A 14846-nucleotide genomic window follows, 5' to 3' on the forward strand; every position below is an offset into this window, starting at 1 on the left:
GGCCGGTGTAGCGCTGGCGGGTTCAGACGTTGGCGACTTTCTGCCAGACCTTGGGCTTGAAGAACAGCGTCTCGCCCCGGGCCAGGCCGACCAGGCTGTCGTGGTCCTTCACCACTTCGGCCTCGATCAGTTCACTCTGGCCTTCGACCTTGAGCGTGACCCGGGTGGTCGCGCCCAGCGGACGAATATCACGCACTTCAGCGGCGTGGTGATCCTCAAGCTCCGAGCGCGACAGCGAGACTTCGTGCGGGCGGAACAGCACGTGGTTGTCCTCCCCCAGGTGCAGGCGGTTGGAGTCGCCGAGGAAGTGGTAGACGAAATCGCTGGCCGGGTTCTCGTAGACCTCGCCCGGCGAGCCGATCTGCTCGATCACGCCCTTGTTCATCACCACGATACGGTCGGCGACTTCCATGGCCTCTTCCTGGTCGTGGGTCACGAACACCGAGGTCAGGTTGATGTCTTCGTGCAACCGCGCCAGCCAGCGCCGCAGCTCCTTGCGCACCTTGGCATCCAGGGCGCCGAAGGGTTCGTCCAGCAGCAGCACCTTGGGTTCCACCGCCAGGGCGCGGGCCAGGGCGATCCGCTGGCGCTGGCCGCCGGACAGTTGCTCGGGGTAACGGTCGGAGAGCCAGTCGAGCTGCACCATGTTCAGCAGTTCATGGACCTTCTCTGCAATCTGGCTTTCGCTCGGGCGCTGGTTTTTCGGCTTCATGCGCAGGCCGAAGGCAACGTTGTCGAACACGCTCATGTGGCGGAACAACGCGTAGTGCTGGAACACGAAACCGACGTTGCGATCACGCACGTCGTGGCCCGAGACGTCTTCACCGTGGAACACGATGCTGCCGGCGTCCGGGGTTTCCAGGCCGGCGATGATCCGCAGCAGGGTGGTCTTGCCGCAGCCGGACGGGCCCAGCAGGGCCACCAGCTCACCGCTCTGGATATCCAGGTTGATGCTGTTCAGGGCCTTGAAGGCGTTGAAGTTCTTGCTGACATTACGGACTTCGATCGACATGTGTCATTCCTCCGCGGCGCTGGCGCGCAGGCGGTTAATACGATTTTCGCTCCACTGCTTAAGCAGCAGGATGAAGAGCGCCATGATCAGCAACAGGCTCGCAACGGCAAACGCGGCGACGTGGTTGTATTCGTTGTAGAGGATCTCCACGTGCAACGGCAGGGTGTTGGTCACCCCGCGAATGTGCCCGGACACCACCGACACCGCACCAAACTCGCCCATCGCCCGCGCGGTACACAGCACCACGCCGTAGATCAGGCCCCACTTGATGTTGGGCACGGTGACGTGCCAGAACATCTGCCAACCGTTGGCGCCCAGCAGCCGCGCCGCCTCTTCTTCCTGGGTGCCCTGCTCCTGCATCAGCGGGATCAGTTCCCGGGCGACAAAGGGCACGGTGACGAAGATGGTCGCCAGGACGATGCCGGGCAAGGCGAAGACGATCTGGATGTCGTGATCCTGCAGCCATGGCCCGAACAGGCCCTGGGCGCCGAACATCAGCACGTAGACCAGGCCCGCGATCACCGGCGATACCGAGAACGGCAGGTCGATCAGGGTCACCAGGATGCTCTTGCCCCGGAACGAGTACTTGCTCACGCACCAGGCGGCGCTGACCCCGAACACCAGGTTCAGCGGCACCGAAATCAGCACGGCGATCAACGTGAGTTTCAGGGCGGACAAGGCGTCAGGCTCGAAGATCGCGGTGAAAAACGCCCCCAGGCCCAGCTTCAGGCCCTGGGACACCACGATCAACAGCGGCAGCAGCAGGAACAGGGCGAAGATCAGCCAGCCGAGGCCGATCAGCACCAGCCGTGAAGAGGCGCTGCCACGGCGTGCGGCGTTGGCCGAGGAAGCGGCGGAAATAGACGATTGGGACATGGTTCGCGCCTCCTTATGGTCGTTCGATGCGCCGCTGCAGCAGGTTGATCAGCAGCAGCAGGACAAAGGAAACCACCAGCATCAGCACGCCGATGGAAGTGGCGCCGGTGTAATCGTACTGGTCGAGCTTGACCATGATCAGCAGCGGCAGGATCTCGGTTTTCATCGGCATGTTGCCGGCGATGAAGATCACCGAGCCGTATTCGCCGACGCCCCGGGCAAACGCCAGGGCAAAGCCGGTGAGCCAGGCCGGCAGCAGCGCCGGCACCAGGATATGGCGGAACACTTGCAGCGGCTTGGCACCGAGGCAGGCGGCGGCTTCTTCGACTTCCCGCGGGATGTCGGCCAGTACCGGCTGCACCGTGCGCACCACGAACGGCAGGGTGACGAAGGTCAGCGCCAGGGTAATGCCGAGCGGGGTGTAGGCGATCTTGAAGCCCAGGTAAGTGGCGAACTGGCCAACCAGGCCGGTCGGCGCGTAGAGCGCGGTCAGGGCAATACCGGCGACGGCCGTGGGCAGGGCGAACGGCAGGTCGATCATCGCGTCGATGATCTTGCGTCCGGGGAAGGTGTAGCGCACCAGTACCCAGGCCAGCAGCGTGCCGATAATGCCGTTGATGATCGCGGCATACAGCGCCGTGCTGAAGCTCAGCTTCAACGCCGCGAGCACCCGGGGCGCCGAGATGATTGCCCAGAACTGATCCCAGGTGAGTTGAGCGGCATGCACGAACATCGCCGCCAGTGGTATGAGCACAATCAGGCTGAGGTACACCAAGGTGTAGCCCAGCGTCAGCCCGAAGCCGGGTATGACGGGGGAGATACGACGCGACATAAAAGTCCTTGGTTTACGCGCAAAGCCCGGAAACGGATCCGGGCTCATTGCTCTAGCTATTGAGCGATCCCTGAACATCCTGCACAGCCAGGGCTCGCCGCTGAAGGTTACTGCGCCTGGTAGATCTGGTCGAACACGCCACCGTCATTAAAGAATTTCGGTTGCGCAGTTTTCCAGCCACCGAAGTCCTTGTCGATAGTCACCAGGTCGAGTTTAGGGAACTGCTGGCCATATTTGGCGGCAACCTTCTCGTCACGCGGGCGGTAGAAGTTCTTCGCCGCGATTTCCTGGCCCGCCGGGCTGTACAGGTGCTTGAGGTAGGCCTCGGCGATTTCGGTGTTGCCCTTTTTCTCGGCATTCTTGTCGACCACCGCCACTGGCGGCTCGGCAAGGATGGACAGCGAAGGCACCACGATGTCGAACTTGTCGGCACCGCCGTCTTCCTTCAGGGCCAGGAACGCTTCGTTTTCCCAGGCCAGCAGCACGTCGCCCTGACCGTTGTTGACGAAGGTAATGGTCGAGCCACGGGCACCGGTGTCGAGAACCGGCACGTGCTTGAACAGTTCGGTGATGTATTCCTGGGCCTTGGCTTCGCTGCCGCCGGCCTTCAGGCCGTAGGCCCAGGCGGCGAGGAAGTTCCAGCGAGCGCCGCCGGAGGTTTTAGGGTTGGGGGTGATGACCGACACGTCTTTCTTGATCAGGTCGCCCCAGTCCTTGATGCCCTTTGGGTTGCCCTTGCGCACCAGGAACACGATGGTCGAGGTGTACGGGGTGCTGGCGTCCGGCAGGCGTTTCTGCCAATCGGCCGGCAGGGTCTTGCCGAGCTTGGCGATCTCATCGATGTCGCCGGCCAGGGCCAGGGTCACCACGTCGGCACGCAGGCCGTCGATCACGGCGCGGCCCTGTTTGCCCGAGCCACCGTGGGATTGCTGGATCTTGACGTTGTCGCCTGGGTGCTCTTTCTTCCAGAAGCTGACGAATTCGGCGTTGTAATCCTGATACAGCTCACGAGTCGGGTCGTAAGACACGTTCAACAACTCGTAATCCTTGGCGACTGCGGAACCGGCAAAAATGGCACTGGCGAGGGCGGCCAGCGCGTAACGGCGAATTGACGACATGATCAAGCTCCTGAAATTTTGTGTGTGTTGGCTTTTCTTATTGGCGCTTCAGGCCCGCATTCGTGACTGAACGCTCTTGATTCTGCTGGGGGTCATGGCTGACGCCCTCCGGTTGACCAGTCGGGCCTCTCTATCGGGAGAGAGGGTGACGCGGGGTTCAGCTGGGTTTGTTGCCGGGGTTTTGCAGGCGGAATTTTTCTTTGCGTTCGATCTGCACGACCTGGGCGTTATGCACGGTGATTTCCACCGCACCAAAGCGCAGATCGCGCAAGGCGCTCTGAATCTCGCGCAAGATGGTTGCTTCGTCCTGGCCGTCAACGCTACGTAGAGATGCGCTCATGGTGCTGCTCCTGAATGGGATGTGCCTCGCAGTGGCGGCACTGCTTGTGGCGTGAGGGCAATAGTAGATAGGCGCGGATATTCTTAAAAATACTATTTAAGAATGTTTATATAACGAAAAGAAATTACCTGTGCCGACGCGGGTTTACCGCAACCACTGCCAAACGCCGCGCTGGCCTCCCCCCACCAACAGCACCTCGCGCCAGAGCTGCAGCCGCTGCCGCAGGCTGCGCTGGCCATCCGCACCACCGCGCCGCCACAGCGCCCATCAGGGCCAGCGCAGCTGGGCGGCAGCGGCTACAAGGTATGGGAGGGTCAGTGAATGTGCGGGGCGCAGTTCCAATCCAGCTGCACCGCCGGCACCGGCCTACCGAACCAGTAGCCCTGGCCCAGGTCGCAACCATGGTCGAGCAGGAAACGCGCCTGCTCCTCCTGCTCGATGCCTTCGGCGTGCACCTGCATGCCCATGCTCTGGGCCAGGGCGATGATCACCCGCGAGATCGCCGCATCGTCCTCATCCCACGGCAGGCCGGCGACAAAACCCTGGTCGATCTTGAGCTTTTGCACCGGCAGGCGCTTGAGCCGCAGCAGTGACGAATAACCGGTGCCGAAGTCATCGATGGCCAGGCGCACGCCCAACTCGCGCAGGCGATGCATCTGCTCAAGGGCGACCTCCGGATCATCCATCACCGCGCTCTCGGTGACTTCCAGCTCCAGAAAGGCCGGATCCAACCCGGTGTCGTGCAGCACCTGCGCCACCTGCTGATACAACTCGCGGCGGGCAAACAAGCGGGTCGAAACGTTCACCGCGATAAACGACAGCACCACCCCGGCAGCCTGCCATTCGCACATCTGCCGACAGGCCTGCTGCATCACCCAGGCATCGATCTCGGAAATCAGCCCGGTGCGCTCGGCAATCGGAATGAACTCGGCGGGCGACACCAGGCCGCGCTGCGGATGCTCCCAGCGCACCAGCGCCTCGACCCCGATCAGGCGGCTGCTCTTGAGGTCGTGCACCGGCTGGTAATACACCCGCAGCTCTTGCTGCTCCAGGGCGCGGCGCAGTTCGAAGGCGATTTCCACCCGTTGCTGGGCGTGGGCCGTCAGTTCCTCGGTGTACAGCGCATACCCGTCGCGCCCGGTGCTTTTGGCCTTGAACAAGGCCGAGTCGGCATTGCGCAGCAGCTGTTCGGCGCTCAAGGCGTCGCTGGGGAACAGGCTGATGCCGATGCTGGCGTTGATAAACAACTGGTGATCGGCCAGCTCGAAGGGCTCTTTCAGGCCGTCGATGATGCGTTGCGCCAACGCCGCAGCCTGTCCGGGTTGCGGGCAGCTTTCAGCGAGCACGGCAAACTCGTCGCCCCCCAGGCGCGCCAGGGTGATGCCCGGGCCGAACATGTCCAGCAACCGCGCGGACACGGCCTTGAGCAACTGATCGCCGATGTTGTGGCCCAGGCTGTCGTTGATCATCTTGAAGTGATCCAGGTCGATCATCAGCATGGCGCAGCCGCGCTTGTGGATCTGCGCCGACGCCAGGGCCTGTTCGGCACGGTCGGTGAACAGCAAGCGATTCGGCAGGTCGGTGAGGGGGTCGTGGTGGGCCAGGTGCGCCAGTTCGTGCTCGGAATCCTTGATCGCGCTGATGTCGGAAAACACCGCGACATAGTGGCTGAGCTGGCCATGGTCATCGTGGATTGCGCGGATGGTCTGCCATTGCGGGTAGATTTCGCCGCACTTGCGCCGGTTCCAGATCTCGCCGCTCCACTCGCCGGTGTTCTTCAGGGACTCGAACATCGCCTGGTAGAAGTCCGCCGAATGGTGCCCGGACTTGAACATGCTTGGCATGCGCCCCAGCACTTCCTCCTGCTGGTAGCCGGTAATTTCGATAAAGGCCCGATTGACGTGCACGATCAGGCCCTTGCGGTCGCTGACCAGCACCCCTTCCCGGGTGCAGTCGAACACCGCCGCCGCCTGGCGCAGGCGCTCGCGATCCTCCTGCTGGTGACGCAGCCAGGTGTCCGCACCCAACAGGCGCAGCAGGCGCGAACGAGAGAAAAAAATCAGCGCGGTGCTGATCAGCACCCAGGCGTACCCGTTGATCCGTTGCCATCGAGCGAGATCAGCCGACTCATCGAAGAAACTGCTCAATAAATGACCACTGAGCTGTAGCCACACTACAGACAGCAACAGATAGAGCAGTGCTGCACGCATCGCATCGCGATAAGAAACCGGCATAAGGTCGTCAATGTCCTTACGAAAAGCTTGGAATTATAGAGGAAGAAACATCCCGCCACTCTTATCTGAAAGGGCGACTGGTTTTCTGTGCACGCTGAGTGATAATGCGACGGCTGTTTTTTTCTTTATCGAGGTCCCTAAAGCCTATGTGGTACGAAGGTTTACTTGGCTTGTCGGCCTGGCAACTGGTGGCAGTCACCCTATTGATGACCCACGTAACCATTGTCGGGGTTACAGTCTACCTGCATCGTTATTCAGCCCACCGCTCCCTTGAGCTCAACGCCGGCCTGAAACATTTCTTCCGCTTCTGGCTGTGGCTGACCACCGCCCAGAACACCCGCGAGTGGACCGCCATCCACCGCAAGCACCACGCAAAATGCGAAACCGTCGATGACCCGCACAGCCCGGTGATCAAAGGTTTGTCCACCGTATTACGCAAGGGCGCGGAACTATACCGCGCAGAAGCGGAAAATCCTGAAACCCTGCGCATTTATGGCAAAAATTGCCCGGATGACTGGATCGAGCGCAAACTTTATTCACGTTATCCGCTGTTGGGCGTGGCCTTCATGGCCGCCATCGACCTGCTGCTGTTCGGCACCGCCGGCATCACCATCTGGGCCGTGCAGATGATGTGGATCCCGTTCTGGGCCGCCGGGGTCATCAACGGCCTGGGCCATGCCGTGGGCTATCGCAACTTCGAGTGCCGCGATGCCGCGACCAACCTGGTGCCCTGGGGCATCCTGATTGGCGGCGAAGAACTGCACAACAACCACCACACCTACCCCAACTCGGCCAAGCTCTCGGTGAAAAAATGGGAGTTCGACCTGGGCTGGGCCTGGATCAAGGTCTTCAGCTTCCTGCGCCTGGCCAAGGTCCAGCGGGTCGCGCCGATCGCCCACCGGGTCGAAGGCAAGGGCCACCTGGACATGGACACCGCCATGGCCATCCTCAATAACCGGTTCCAGATCATGGCCCAGTACCGCAAGTTGGTGATTGCGCCCCTGGTCAAACAGGAACTGGAAAAGGTCGATCATTCGGTGCGCCATCAATTCCATCGCGCCAAGCGCCTGCTGTCGCGGGAAACCAGCCTGCTGGACGACCGCCACCACCTGCGCATCCAGAACATGCTCGAACACAGCCAGGCCCTGAAGGTGATCTACGAAAAACGCCTGGCCCTGCAGCAGATCTGGCTCAAGACCAGCTCCAACGGCCACGACATGCTGGCGGCGATCAAGGACTGGGTACACGAAGCCGAGGCCAGCGGGATTCAATCGCTGCGCGACTTCGCCAACCAGCTGAAAACCTACTCGCTGCGCCCCACCACAGCCTGACCCCGGCCCTTGCCACAGCCTCTGCTGTGGCAAGGCGCGCTCCTCGCGTACCGCGAGGCAGCCTCCCTGGCGACCGACTTCAACTCAAAAATCCCCCGCGTACCGCCGGGCGGGCACACGCCGCCTCGCCACACGCGGCGGGAACTTAGCTCCGTTTCCCCTATCTCAAAGACACTTCGCCATCCAGGCGGGCCGAGACCTTTTATCAATTAATTCCCACACCAAAGCGTGAGCGCCTGCTGTGGCACAAGAAATAATTGATAAGGGGCCCCACGCAGTGGCCGCGTTCGAACCTCGAGCGGCGCACGCCCTTTGAGAGTTGTGCCGATGGTCAATAAAAACCTACAAGACTCCTCCCTTCCGCAATGGCCAGAAGCCGCGCAAACCCTGATGGCCTTGATTCATGCCCAAGGCGAAGTGGCGCGCCTGACCGAACGCGAACAGCTGTTCAGCTCGTTGCTGGTCAGCGTCAATGCCGTGCTGTGGGCCTTTGATTGGGAAAACCGTCAGATGCTTTACGTCAGCCCGGCCTATGAACGCATTTTCGGGCGCTCTGCCGGCCTGTTGCTTGCCGACTTCAATGAATGGCGCGACAGCATCTACCCCGACGACCTGGAATACGCCGAGCGCAGCCTGGCCCAGGTGCTGGAAAAGGGCGCGGTGGAAGATCGCGAATACCGCATCATCGATGCCGAAGGCCAGATTCGCTGGCTCAGCGACAAGTGCTTTATCAACCGCAACCCCGAGGCCGGGCAGCGGGTGATCATCGTCGGCATTGCCGAAGACATCACCGAAAAGAAGCACCTGGAAAACGAACTGCAGCGCCTGGCCACCACTGACGTCCTGACCCAGAGCAGCAACCGCCGCCACTTCTTCGAATGCGCCAACCGCGAGTTCGACCAGGCCCGCAGCCAGGGCTCGCAGATGGCCTTTCTGCTGCTGGACATCGATGACTTCAAAGTGATCAACGACACCTACGGCCATCCGGCGGGCGATATCGTCCTGCAACACATCGCTGAAAGCGGCCGCGCCGCCCTGCGCCGGGGCGACCTGTTCGGGCGCATCGGCGGCGAAGAATTTGCCGCGGTATTTCCGGGCTGCGCGCCGGACATCGCCCGGCAGGTCGCGGAACGCCTGCAACGGGAAATCCAGCGCCTGAGCTTCGAGCATGAAGGCCAGACGTTCGGCATTACCGTCAGCCAGGGCCTGAGCAACCTCGGCGACGACGATGAAAACCTCGACAGCCTGTTCGCCCGCGCCGACGCCGCCATGTACCAGGCCAAGCGTGAAGGCAAGAATCGGATTGTCTCGGGCTGACGCATCGGAAGATTTGCTAAAGTAGCGGCCCCTTCCGCCTCCCTGTGCCCATGAACGAACAGCAGCGACTCAAGCGCATCAACGGCAAGCAACGCGGCGGCTGCTTTCTGCAGCGTTTCCTGGCGTTCGGCTTCGGCGCGTTTCTACTGGGAATGGGCGTCATGCTCTGGTTCAGGAATGGCTTCGAACTGGCGGTGCCCCTGCTGATCATCCTGTCGCTGCCGCCGCTGTACCTGGCGATTCTGGCGGCGGACGACACAGTCGATAGCTGGTTCAGCTTTCTCGAAATCTTTCGCTGAGCGCTCTGGCGCAGGCCCTGGCGCGGATCAGCCTTTGCGCAGGCGCATCAACTCCGGCAGGCCGATCTTCAGCAGGCGCGCAGTCTTGCTTTTGGCGATGTCTTCAACGCCTTCTGACGGCCGCAGACGGGCCAGCTGTGCCGCCAGGTTCATCACCAGGGCTTCACGGGAATACACCCCGCCACCGAGCTGATAGACCGACGCGATCAGCTCACGCAACTCCAGGGGCAGACGCCAGCGAGTGCGCAACGCCGAACCGTAGCTGGCGCCGAACTCATCCAGGGCGTCGCCGATTTCTTCCTGATCGTCCAGCTCGCCACCGGCCTGTTTCCACTCCTGCAGGCAGCGCAGCAACGCCAGGTCGCCGAGGCGATGCAACATGCCGGCGCAGTAACAGCGCTCCTGATCCAGGTCCAGCAGGCGCGCCAGGGTCCGGCCGTATTCCGCCGTGTGCAGCGACAAATCCCAGTAACGTTCGGCGTAGTCGGCCAGGGCCGGGTCGCTCAACCGCGCACTGCGCTTGAGCGCCAGGCCCAGAATCAGGTTCATGCTTTGCCCGGTGCCCAGGCGGTGCAGGGCCTGGGACAAGGTTTGCACCGCGCTGCCGTGGTGCTGCGCGGCGCTGTTGGCCGCCGCGATCAACACCGCGGTGATTTGCGGATCGGTGCGGACCTCCTCTTCCAGCAGCTTCAGGTCCAGGCCTGTGGGGTTGAGGCTGCGCTTGACCGCCAACTGCACATCGGCCAACAAAGGCGCGCCATCGGCGCTCTCGCGGCGCCGCTCAAGGAAACTCCACAGGGTCATGCCCGGCGCCAGTGCCGGCACCTCGCAGGAGACTTCCTCGCCGGCGTTGAGCAGCAGGTCCTGCAGGCGCTGGGTCAGGCCGTCCATGTTCAGGGGTTTGGTCAGGTAGGCCGTGGGCGCCAGGGGCAGGGCTTCACGTACGCTGGCGCTGTCGCTGCGACTGCTCAGCAGGATGAACGGCAGTACCGGGTTGCGCCGGCGCTGGCGCACGCTGCGCAAAACACTCAGGCCATCGACACCGGGCAACTCCCAGTCGGCGATCACCAGGTCATAGGCTTTTTCACTCAACAGCTGCAAGGCTTCCTGGCCGTTGGCACACACGTCCAGCCGAGCGTCGCAGCGCACACTCAGTAAAACCTGGGTCAACAAATCACGCGACCACGGGTCTGCCTCGGCAATCAGCACACGCGGTATAGCGGGTAAATCCACAGCAGTCATGCAGCACGCTCCCAAAGCAATCCTTTGCACCTTAGTCAATGGGGCGCCATCCATACAGCGTAAATGCCGTGCGCCGGCCCTCAAGCCATAAAAAAACCCGCCGAAGCGGGTTTTTTTGTCGATCAGGTCACAACCAATCAGAGTTCCGAGAAGCACTCTTCAATGATCGCCAGGCCTTTATCCAGTTGCTCGTCCGGCGAGGTCAGGGGCACCAGGACCCGCAGCACGTTGCCGTAGGTGCCGCACGACAGCAGGATCAGGCCCTTGTCGCGAGCCTTGGCCACCACCGATGCCACCGCGGCAGCGTTCGGCTTGTGGCTGTCGCCGTTTTCGAACAGCTCGACCGCGATCATCGCGCCCAGGGCACGCACTTCACCGATCACCGGGTACTTGGCCTGGATGGCTTTCAGACCGGTTACCAGACGCTCGCCCACGGCCTTGCAGCGGTCCAGCAGGTGCTCTTCCTCGAACACTTCCATGACCGCCAGGGCCGCCGCGCAAGCGATCGGGCTACCGGCGTAGGTGCCGCCCAGGCCGCCTGGAGCGATGGCGTCCATGTACTCGGCCTTGCCGCAGACACCGGCCAGCGGGAAGCCGCCTGCGATGGATTTGGCGAAGGTGGTCAGGTCGGCGGTAACGCCCATCTGCTCCATGGCGAAGAAGGTGCCGGTACGGCCAGCGCCGGTCTGCACTTCATCGGCGATCAACAGAATGCCGTGCTTGTCGCACAGTTCACGCAGACGCTTCATAAAGGATTTAGGCGCGACGTAGAAGCCGCCTTCGCCCTGCACCGGCTCGATGATGATGGCAGCGATATCACGCGGCTCGGCATCGTTCTTGAAGATGCGTTCGATGCTGGCGATGGAATCGTCATCGCTCACACCGTGCAATTCGTTCGGGAACAGCGCGCGGAACACGCCGCCTGGCATCAGGCCCATGCCGGCCGAGTAAGGCACGACCTTACCGGTCAGGCCCAGGGTCATCATGGTGCGACCGTGGTAGGCGCCGGTGAAGGCGATCACGCCAGCGCGGCCAGTGGCGGCGCGGGCGATTTTCACGGCGTTCTCGACGGCTTCGGAACCGGTGGTCACCAGCAGGGTTTTCTTGGCGAAATCACCTGGCACCTTGGCGTTGATTTTCTCGCACAGCTCGACATAGGGCTCATACGCCAGCACCTGGAAGCAGGTGTGGGTCAGCTTGTTCAGTTGCTCGGTCACCGCGGCGATGATTTTCGGGTGCACGTGACCGGTGTTGAGCACGGCGATACCGCCGGCAAAATCGATGAACTCGCGACCTTCAACGTCGGTCACGGTGGCGTTCTTCGCCGACTCGGCGAAGATCGGGTGAATCTGGCCAACACCGCGTGGTACGGCAGCTTCGCGGCGTTTCATCAGGGATGCGTTGGTCTTGCTCATAGTGTCCTCATTCACCGTTCTTAAAACGGTGTGGTTCAAGGGTTGCGGGGCGGGGAGGCGCCTGCGACAGCATGCGATGATCGACTGCCGGAGCGGTCCCGGGCCACCTTGAAAAGTGCGTTTTTACAGCTGCGCAAAGGGACAGCGCTCTCGTGCCCTTTGCGCTTGAAACCGGATCAGATACCCAGGCAGAGGTATTTGATTTCCAGGTAATCCTCGATCCCGTACTTGGAACCTTCACGGCCCAGGCCCGAAGCCTTGATGCCGCCAAAAGGCGCGACTTCGTTGGAGATCAAACCGGTGTTGACGCCGACCATGCCGTATTCCAGGGCTTCAGCCACACGGAACACACGGCCCAGGTCACGGGCGTAGAAGTAGGATGCCAGGCCGAACTCGGTGTCGTTGGACATGGCGATGACTTCGGCTTCGTCTTTGAAGCGGAACAGCGGCGCCAATGGACCGAAGGTTTCTTCCTTGGCCACGGCGGCGTTTTTCGGCACGTTGGTGAGGATGGTCGGCTCGAAGAAGTTGCCTTCCATGACCTTGCCGCCAGCCAGCAGGGTCGCGCCTTTGCTCAGGGCATCGGCGATGTGTTCCTGGACCTTGGCCACGGCTTTTTCGTCGATCAGCGGACCGGTGGTGGTGCCTTCTTCCAGACCGTTGCCGATCTTCAGCTTGGCCACGGCCACTTTGAGTTTTTCGGCGAACGCGTCGTAGACCGAGTCCTGGATGTACAGGCGGTTGGCGCAAACGCAGGTCTGGCCGTTGTTGCGGTACTTGGAAATGATCGCGCCTTCGACGGCCTTATCCAGGTCCGCGTCGTCGAACACGATGAACGGCGCGTTACCGCCCAGTTCCAGGGAAACTTTCTTGATGTCCTTGGCGCATTCGGCCATCAGCTGGCGACCGATTTCGGTAGAGCCGGTGAAGGACAGCTTGCGCACGATCGGGTTGCTGGTCAGCTCGCCGCCGATGTCGCCGGCGCTGCCGGTCACCACGCTGAGCACGCCTTTGGGGATACCGGCGCGGTGCGCCAGTTCAACCAGGGCCAGGGCCGAGAACGGGGTTTGCGACGCAGGCTTGATGACCATGGTGCAACCGGCGGCCAGGGCCGGGCCGGCTTTACGGGTGATCATCGCCGCCGGGAAGTTCCACGGGGTAATGGCAGCGGTCACGCCGATCGGCTGCTTGATCACGATCAGGCGCTTATCGGGCTGGTGGCCAGGAATCACGTCGCCGTAGATGCGCTTGGCTTCTTCGGCGAACCACTCGATGAACGAGGCGGCGTAAACGATTTCGCCCTTGGCTTCGGCCAGTGGCTTGCCCTGTTCCAGGGTCATCAGGCGCGCGAGGTCGTCCTGGTTTTCGATCAGCAGCTCGTACCAGCGGCGCAGCTTGTTGGCGCGCTCCTTGGCGGTCAGTGCACGCCAGGCTGGCAGGGCGTTGTCGGCCGCTTCAATGGCGCGACGGGTTTCAGCGGCGCCCATTTTCGGCACGCTGCCGATGATTTCGCCGGTGGCCGGGTTGTTCACTTTGATCGTCTGACCATTGTCCGCGTCGACCCAGGCCCCATCGATAAAGGCTTGTTGGCGGAACAATTGGGTGTCTTTGAGCTGCATGTCGGCTTCCTTAACAGCACCGCGCGGGCGCGGGGCGAATTGTGATTGTTGAAAGGCGCCAACAGGTGGCTGCCGTCAGGGAATTCAATCACCGGGTGATGACAGAAAAAGCGCACAAAAGACACGCGCGCAGCGCAGCACCCAAGCGAGAGCGTTTGAAATCTCAAACGATCCTAGGGTCAACAGGGGTAAAGGACAATAGTCCGTTCGAAAAAAAGAACGAAAACGGCGCATTTGCCGAAAATTTCAGATCAGCGTGATTCCCAGCACTGATGCCAAAATGCCCCTGCGACCCGACAAGGCCCCAGGGGCGGGAAGCTGGACGCCCAGCGCGGGAGACTCAGGCCCTTAGGATTGAAACGACTTGAGCAGCGCCAACAGGCTCTTGAGGTCGTCGGGTGCCCCGGCCTGGGCCACTTTTTCGGTGCCCTGCGCGCCGGGTCGCCCCTCCAGATCATCGATCGACGTCAGCGGCTGCACAGCCGCAGTGCGAGCCGACAACTGAGCCTCGAGGTGGGTCGCTTGAAGCGGCCGTGGCACCTCTTTGCTGGCCAGGAATGGTGCGAGATTCGCCTCGTTCGCCTTACGCGACGCATGCGGATTAACGCCCTGGATAATCATCTCCATCACCTGTATGGCGTTTAACGATGCCTGGCCGCTGGCCGCCAGCGCCAGTCTGTACCGCTCCAGCAGCTCCTTTTCATAACGGTCCAATGGGCGCTTCAAATACCTTTCGGCAAGTTGCAGGAAGGCGGCCATATCATTTTCAGGGGTGTCTGCCATCGAATATTCCCTCCCAGGGTGGGGTGCAAAGAAACAAACACTCGCAAGAGTCAGGCGCCCAACGGCACGTCACTACTCACGATAACCAAGGCGTCCTCAGTGGGGGCGAGCGGCGCATCTTGGCCAGGGCCGCCAGGCATCTGCTTGAGCAACACCGCCTGGGCTGCCAACGCCAGCTTGCTGTCTCCATCGAAGCAAGCGGCGGTCGACGACGAGACCAGCCTATGGGCCTGGTGGGTGGTCTGGGTCAGCACCTCAGTGGTCTGCGGATTGACCAGGGAATCGGACATCTTTCTCTCCTTGATAAAGGGACTGGGCGACGGTGCCAGGACGCGATGGCCACAGCCGGATAAACGTCGCCCAACGACTTTAGCGCAAAGTCCAAGCGGCGATGGCCATCTGCCTTTACCGCTGATCGTCAGCCCGAC

Annotated in this window: 14 protein-coding genes; 3 read left to right on the forward strand and 11 right to left on the reverse strand. The window is 61.8% G+C overall.

What is annotated here, in order from left to right; genetic code table 11:
- Positions 1-22: 22 nt before the first annotated feature.
- From CF161_RS12695 to dibA, 6 genes are all read right to left on the reverse strand, one after another.
- Entirely contained in the window at positions 23-1012 is a 990-nt protein-coding gene (locus tag CF161_RS12695; protein WP_020296981.1) for a sulfate/molybdate ABC transporter ATP-binding protein, read from the reverse strand.
- 3 nt (positions 1013-1015) lie between these two features.
- The gene (gene cysW, locus CF161_RS12700; protein ID WP_020296982.1) at positions 1016-1888 is read right to left on the reverse strand and encodes a sulfate ABC transporter permease subunit CysW; all 873 of its coding nucleotides are present in this window, start codon (positions 1886-1888) and stop codon (positions 1016-1018) included.
- 13 nt (positions 1889-1901) lie between these two features.
- Positions 1902-2720, reverse strand: coding sequence for a sulfate ABC transporter permease subunit CysT (gene cysT / locus CF161_RS12705; protein WP_020296983.1), 819 nt, complete (start codon positions 2718-2720; stop codon positions 1902-1904).
- Between the two features lie 107 nt (positions 2721-2827).
- The gene (locus tag CF161_RS12710; protein ID WP_020296984.1) at positions 2828-3838 is read right to left on the reverse strand and encodes a sulfate ABC transporter substrate-binding protein; all 1011 of its coding nucleotides are present in this window, start codon (positions 3836-3838) and stop codon (positions 2828-2830) included.
- A 157-nt stretch (positions 3839-3995) separates the two neighbouring features.
- Positions 3996-4178, reverse strand: a complete 183-nt coding sequence (gene oscA, locus CF161_RS12715) for a sulfur starvation response protein OscA (RefSeq protein WP_007941032.1) — start codon at positions 4176-4178, stop codon at positions 3996-3998.
- Between the two features lie 314 nt (positions 4179-4492).
- Complete coding sequence (gene dibA, locus CF161_RS12720; RefSeq protein WP_020296985.1) at positions 4493-6412, reverse strand: phosphodiesterase DibA; 1920 nt, start codon at positions 6410-6412, stop codon at positions 4493-4495.
- A 146-nt stretch (positions 6413-6558) separates the two neighbouring features.
- Between dibA and desA the strand changes: the two genes are divergently transcribed.
- From desA to CF161_RS12735, 3 genes are all read left to right on the forward strand, one after another.
- A complete protein-coding gene (desA, locus tag CF161_RS12725) occupies positions 6559-7743 on the forward strand; it encodes a delta-9 fatty acid desaturase DesA (protein WP_020296986.1) in 1185 nt (394 codons plus the stop codon).
- A 327-nt stretch (positions 7744-8070) separates the two neighbouring features.
- Positions 8071-9060 (forward strand): sensor domain-containing diguanylate cyclase, encoded by a 990-nt coding sequence (locus tag CF161_RS12730; RefSeq protein ID WP_020296987.1) that lies wholly within the window; start codon positions 8071-8073, stop codon positions 9058-9060.
- A 50-nt stretch (positions 9061-9110) separates the two neighbouring features.
- Positions 9111-9359, forward strand: a complete 249-nt coding sequence (locus CF161_RS12735; protein WP_020296988.1) for a hypothetical protein — start codon at positions 9111-9113, stop codon at positions 9357-9359.
- 27 nt (positions 9360-9386) lie between these two features.
- On the opposite strand, the gene CF161_RS12740 is transcribed toward CF161_RS12735, so the two are convergent.
- The 5 genes from CF161_RS12740 to CF161_RS12760 form a co-directional block, all read right to left on the reverse strand.
- Complete coding sequence (locus CF161_RS12740; protein ID WP_043229310.1) at positions 9387-10601, reverse strand: response regulator; 1215 nt, start codon at positions 10599-10601, stop codon at positions 9387-9389.
- A gap of 137 nt (positions 10602-10738) precedes the next feature.
- On the reverse strand, positions 10739-12016 hold the full coding sequence (gabT, locus tag CF161_RS12745) for a 4-aminobutyrate--2-oxoglutarate transaminase (RefSeq protein WP_020296990.1): 1278 nt from the start codon (positions 12014-12016) through the stop codon (positions 10739-10741).
- A 176-nt stretch (positions 12017-12192) separates the two neighbouring features.
- Positions 12193-13635 (reverse strand): NADP-dependent succinate-semialdehyde dehydrogenase, encoded by a 1443-nt coding sequence (gabD, locus tag CF161_RS12750; RefSeq protein WP_020296991.1) that lies wholly within the window; start codon positions 13633-13635, stop codon positions 12193-12195.
- Positions 13636-13983: 348 nt separating this feature from the next.
- Positions 13984-14418, reverse strand: a complete 435-nt coding sequence (locus CF161_RS33400) for a hypothetical protein (protein WP_020296992.1) — start codon at positions 14416-14418, stop codon at positions 13984-13986.
- A 50-nt stretch (positions 14419-14468) separates the two neighbouring features.
- Positions 14469-14708 (reverse strand): hypothetical protein, encoded by a 240-nt coding sequence (locus CF161_RS12760; RefSeq protein WP_020296993.1) that lies wholly within the window; start codon positions 14706-14708, stop codon positions 14469-14471.
- Positions 14709-14846 lie beyond the last annotated feature (138 nt).

Origin of the sequence: Pseudomonas sp. CF161 (assembly GCF_000416215.1) — a bacterium.
Lineage (GTDB): Bacteria > Pseudomonadota > Gammaproteobacteria > Pseudomonadales > Pseudomonadaceae > Aquipseudomonas.

Bases quoted from the DNA above. Each gene is read 5' to 3' on its own strand.
- CF161_RS12695 (WP_020296981.1), bottom strand. From the start codon at position 1,012: ATGTCGATCGAAGTCCGTAATGTCAGCAAGAACTTCAACGCCTTCAAG.
- cysW (WP_020296982.1), bottom strand. From the start codon at position 1,888: ATGTCCCAATCGTCTATTTCCGCCGCTTCCTCGGCCAACGCCGCACGC.
- cysT (WP_020296983.1), bottom strand. From the start codon at position 2,720: ATGTCGCGTCGTATCTCCCCCGTCATACCCGGCTTCGGGCTGACGCTG.
- CF161_RS12710 (WP_020296984.1), bottom strand. From the start codon at position 3,838: ATGTCGTCAATTCGCCGTTACGCGCTGGCCGCCCTCGCCAGTGCCATT.
- oscA (WP_007941032.1), bottom strand. From the start codon at position 4,178: ATGAGCGCATCTCTACGTAGCGTTGACGGCCAGGACGAAGCAACCATC.
- dibA (WP_020296985.1), bottom strand. From the start codon at position 6,412: ATGCCGGTTTCTTATCGCGATGCGATGCGTGCAGCACTGCTCTATCTG.
- desA (WP_020296986.1), top strand. From the start codon at position 6,559: ATGTGGTACGAAGGTTTACTTGGCTTGTCGGCCTGGCAACTGGTGGCA.
- CF161_RS12730 (WP_020296987.1), top strand. From the start codon at position 8,071: ATGGTCAATAAAAACCTACAAGACTCCTCCCTTCCGCAATGGCCAGAA.
- CF161_RS12735 (WP_020296988.1), top strand. From the start codon at position 9,111: ATGAACGAACAGCAGCGACTCAAGCGCATCAACGGCAAGCAACGCGGC.
- CF161_RS12740 (WP_043229310.1), bottom strand. From the start codon at position 10,601: ATGACTGCTGTGGATTTACCCGCTATACCGCGTGTGCTGATTGCCGAG.
- gabT (WP_020296990.1), bottom strand. From the start codon at position 12,016: ATGAGCAAGACCAACGCATCCCTGATGAAACGCCGCGAAGCTGCCGTA.
- gabD (WP_020296991.1), bottom strand. From the start codon at position 13,635: ATGCAGCTCAAAGACACCCAATTGTTCCGCCAACAAGCCTTTATCGAT.
- CF161_RS33400 (WP_020296992.1), bottom strand. From the start codon at position 14,418: ATGGCAGACACCCCTGAAAATGATATGGCCGCCTTCCTGCAACTTGCC.
- CF161_RS12760 (WP_020296993.1), bottom strand. From the start codon at position 14,708: ATGTCCGATTCCCTGGTCAATCCGCAGACCACTGAGGTGCTGACCCAG.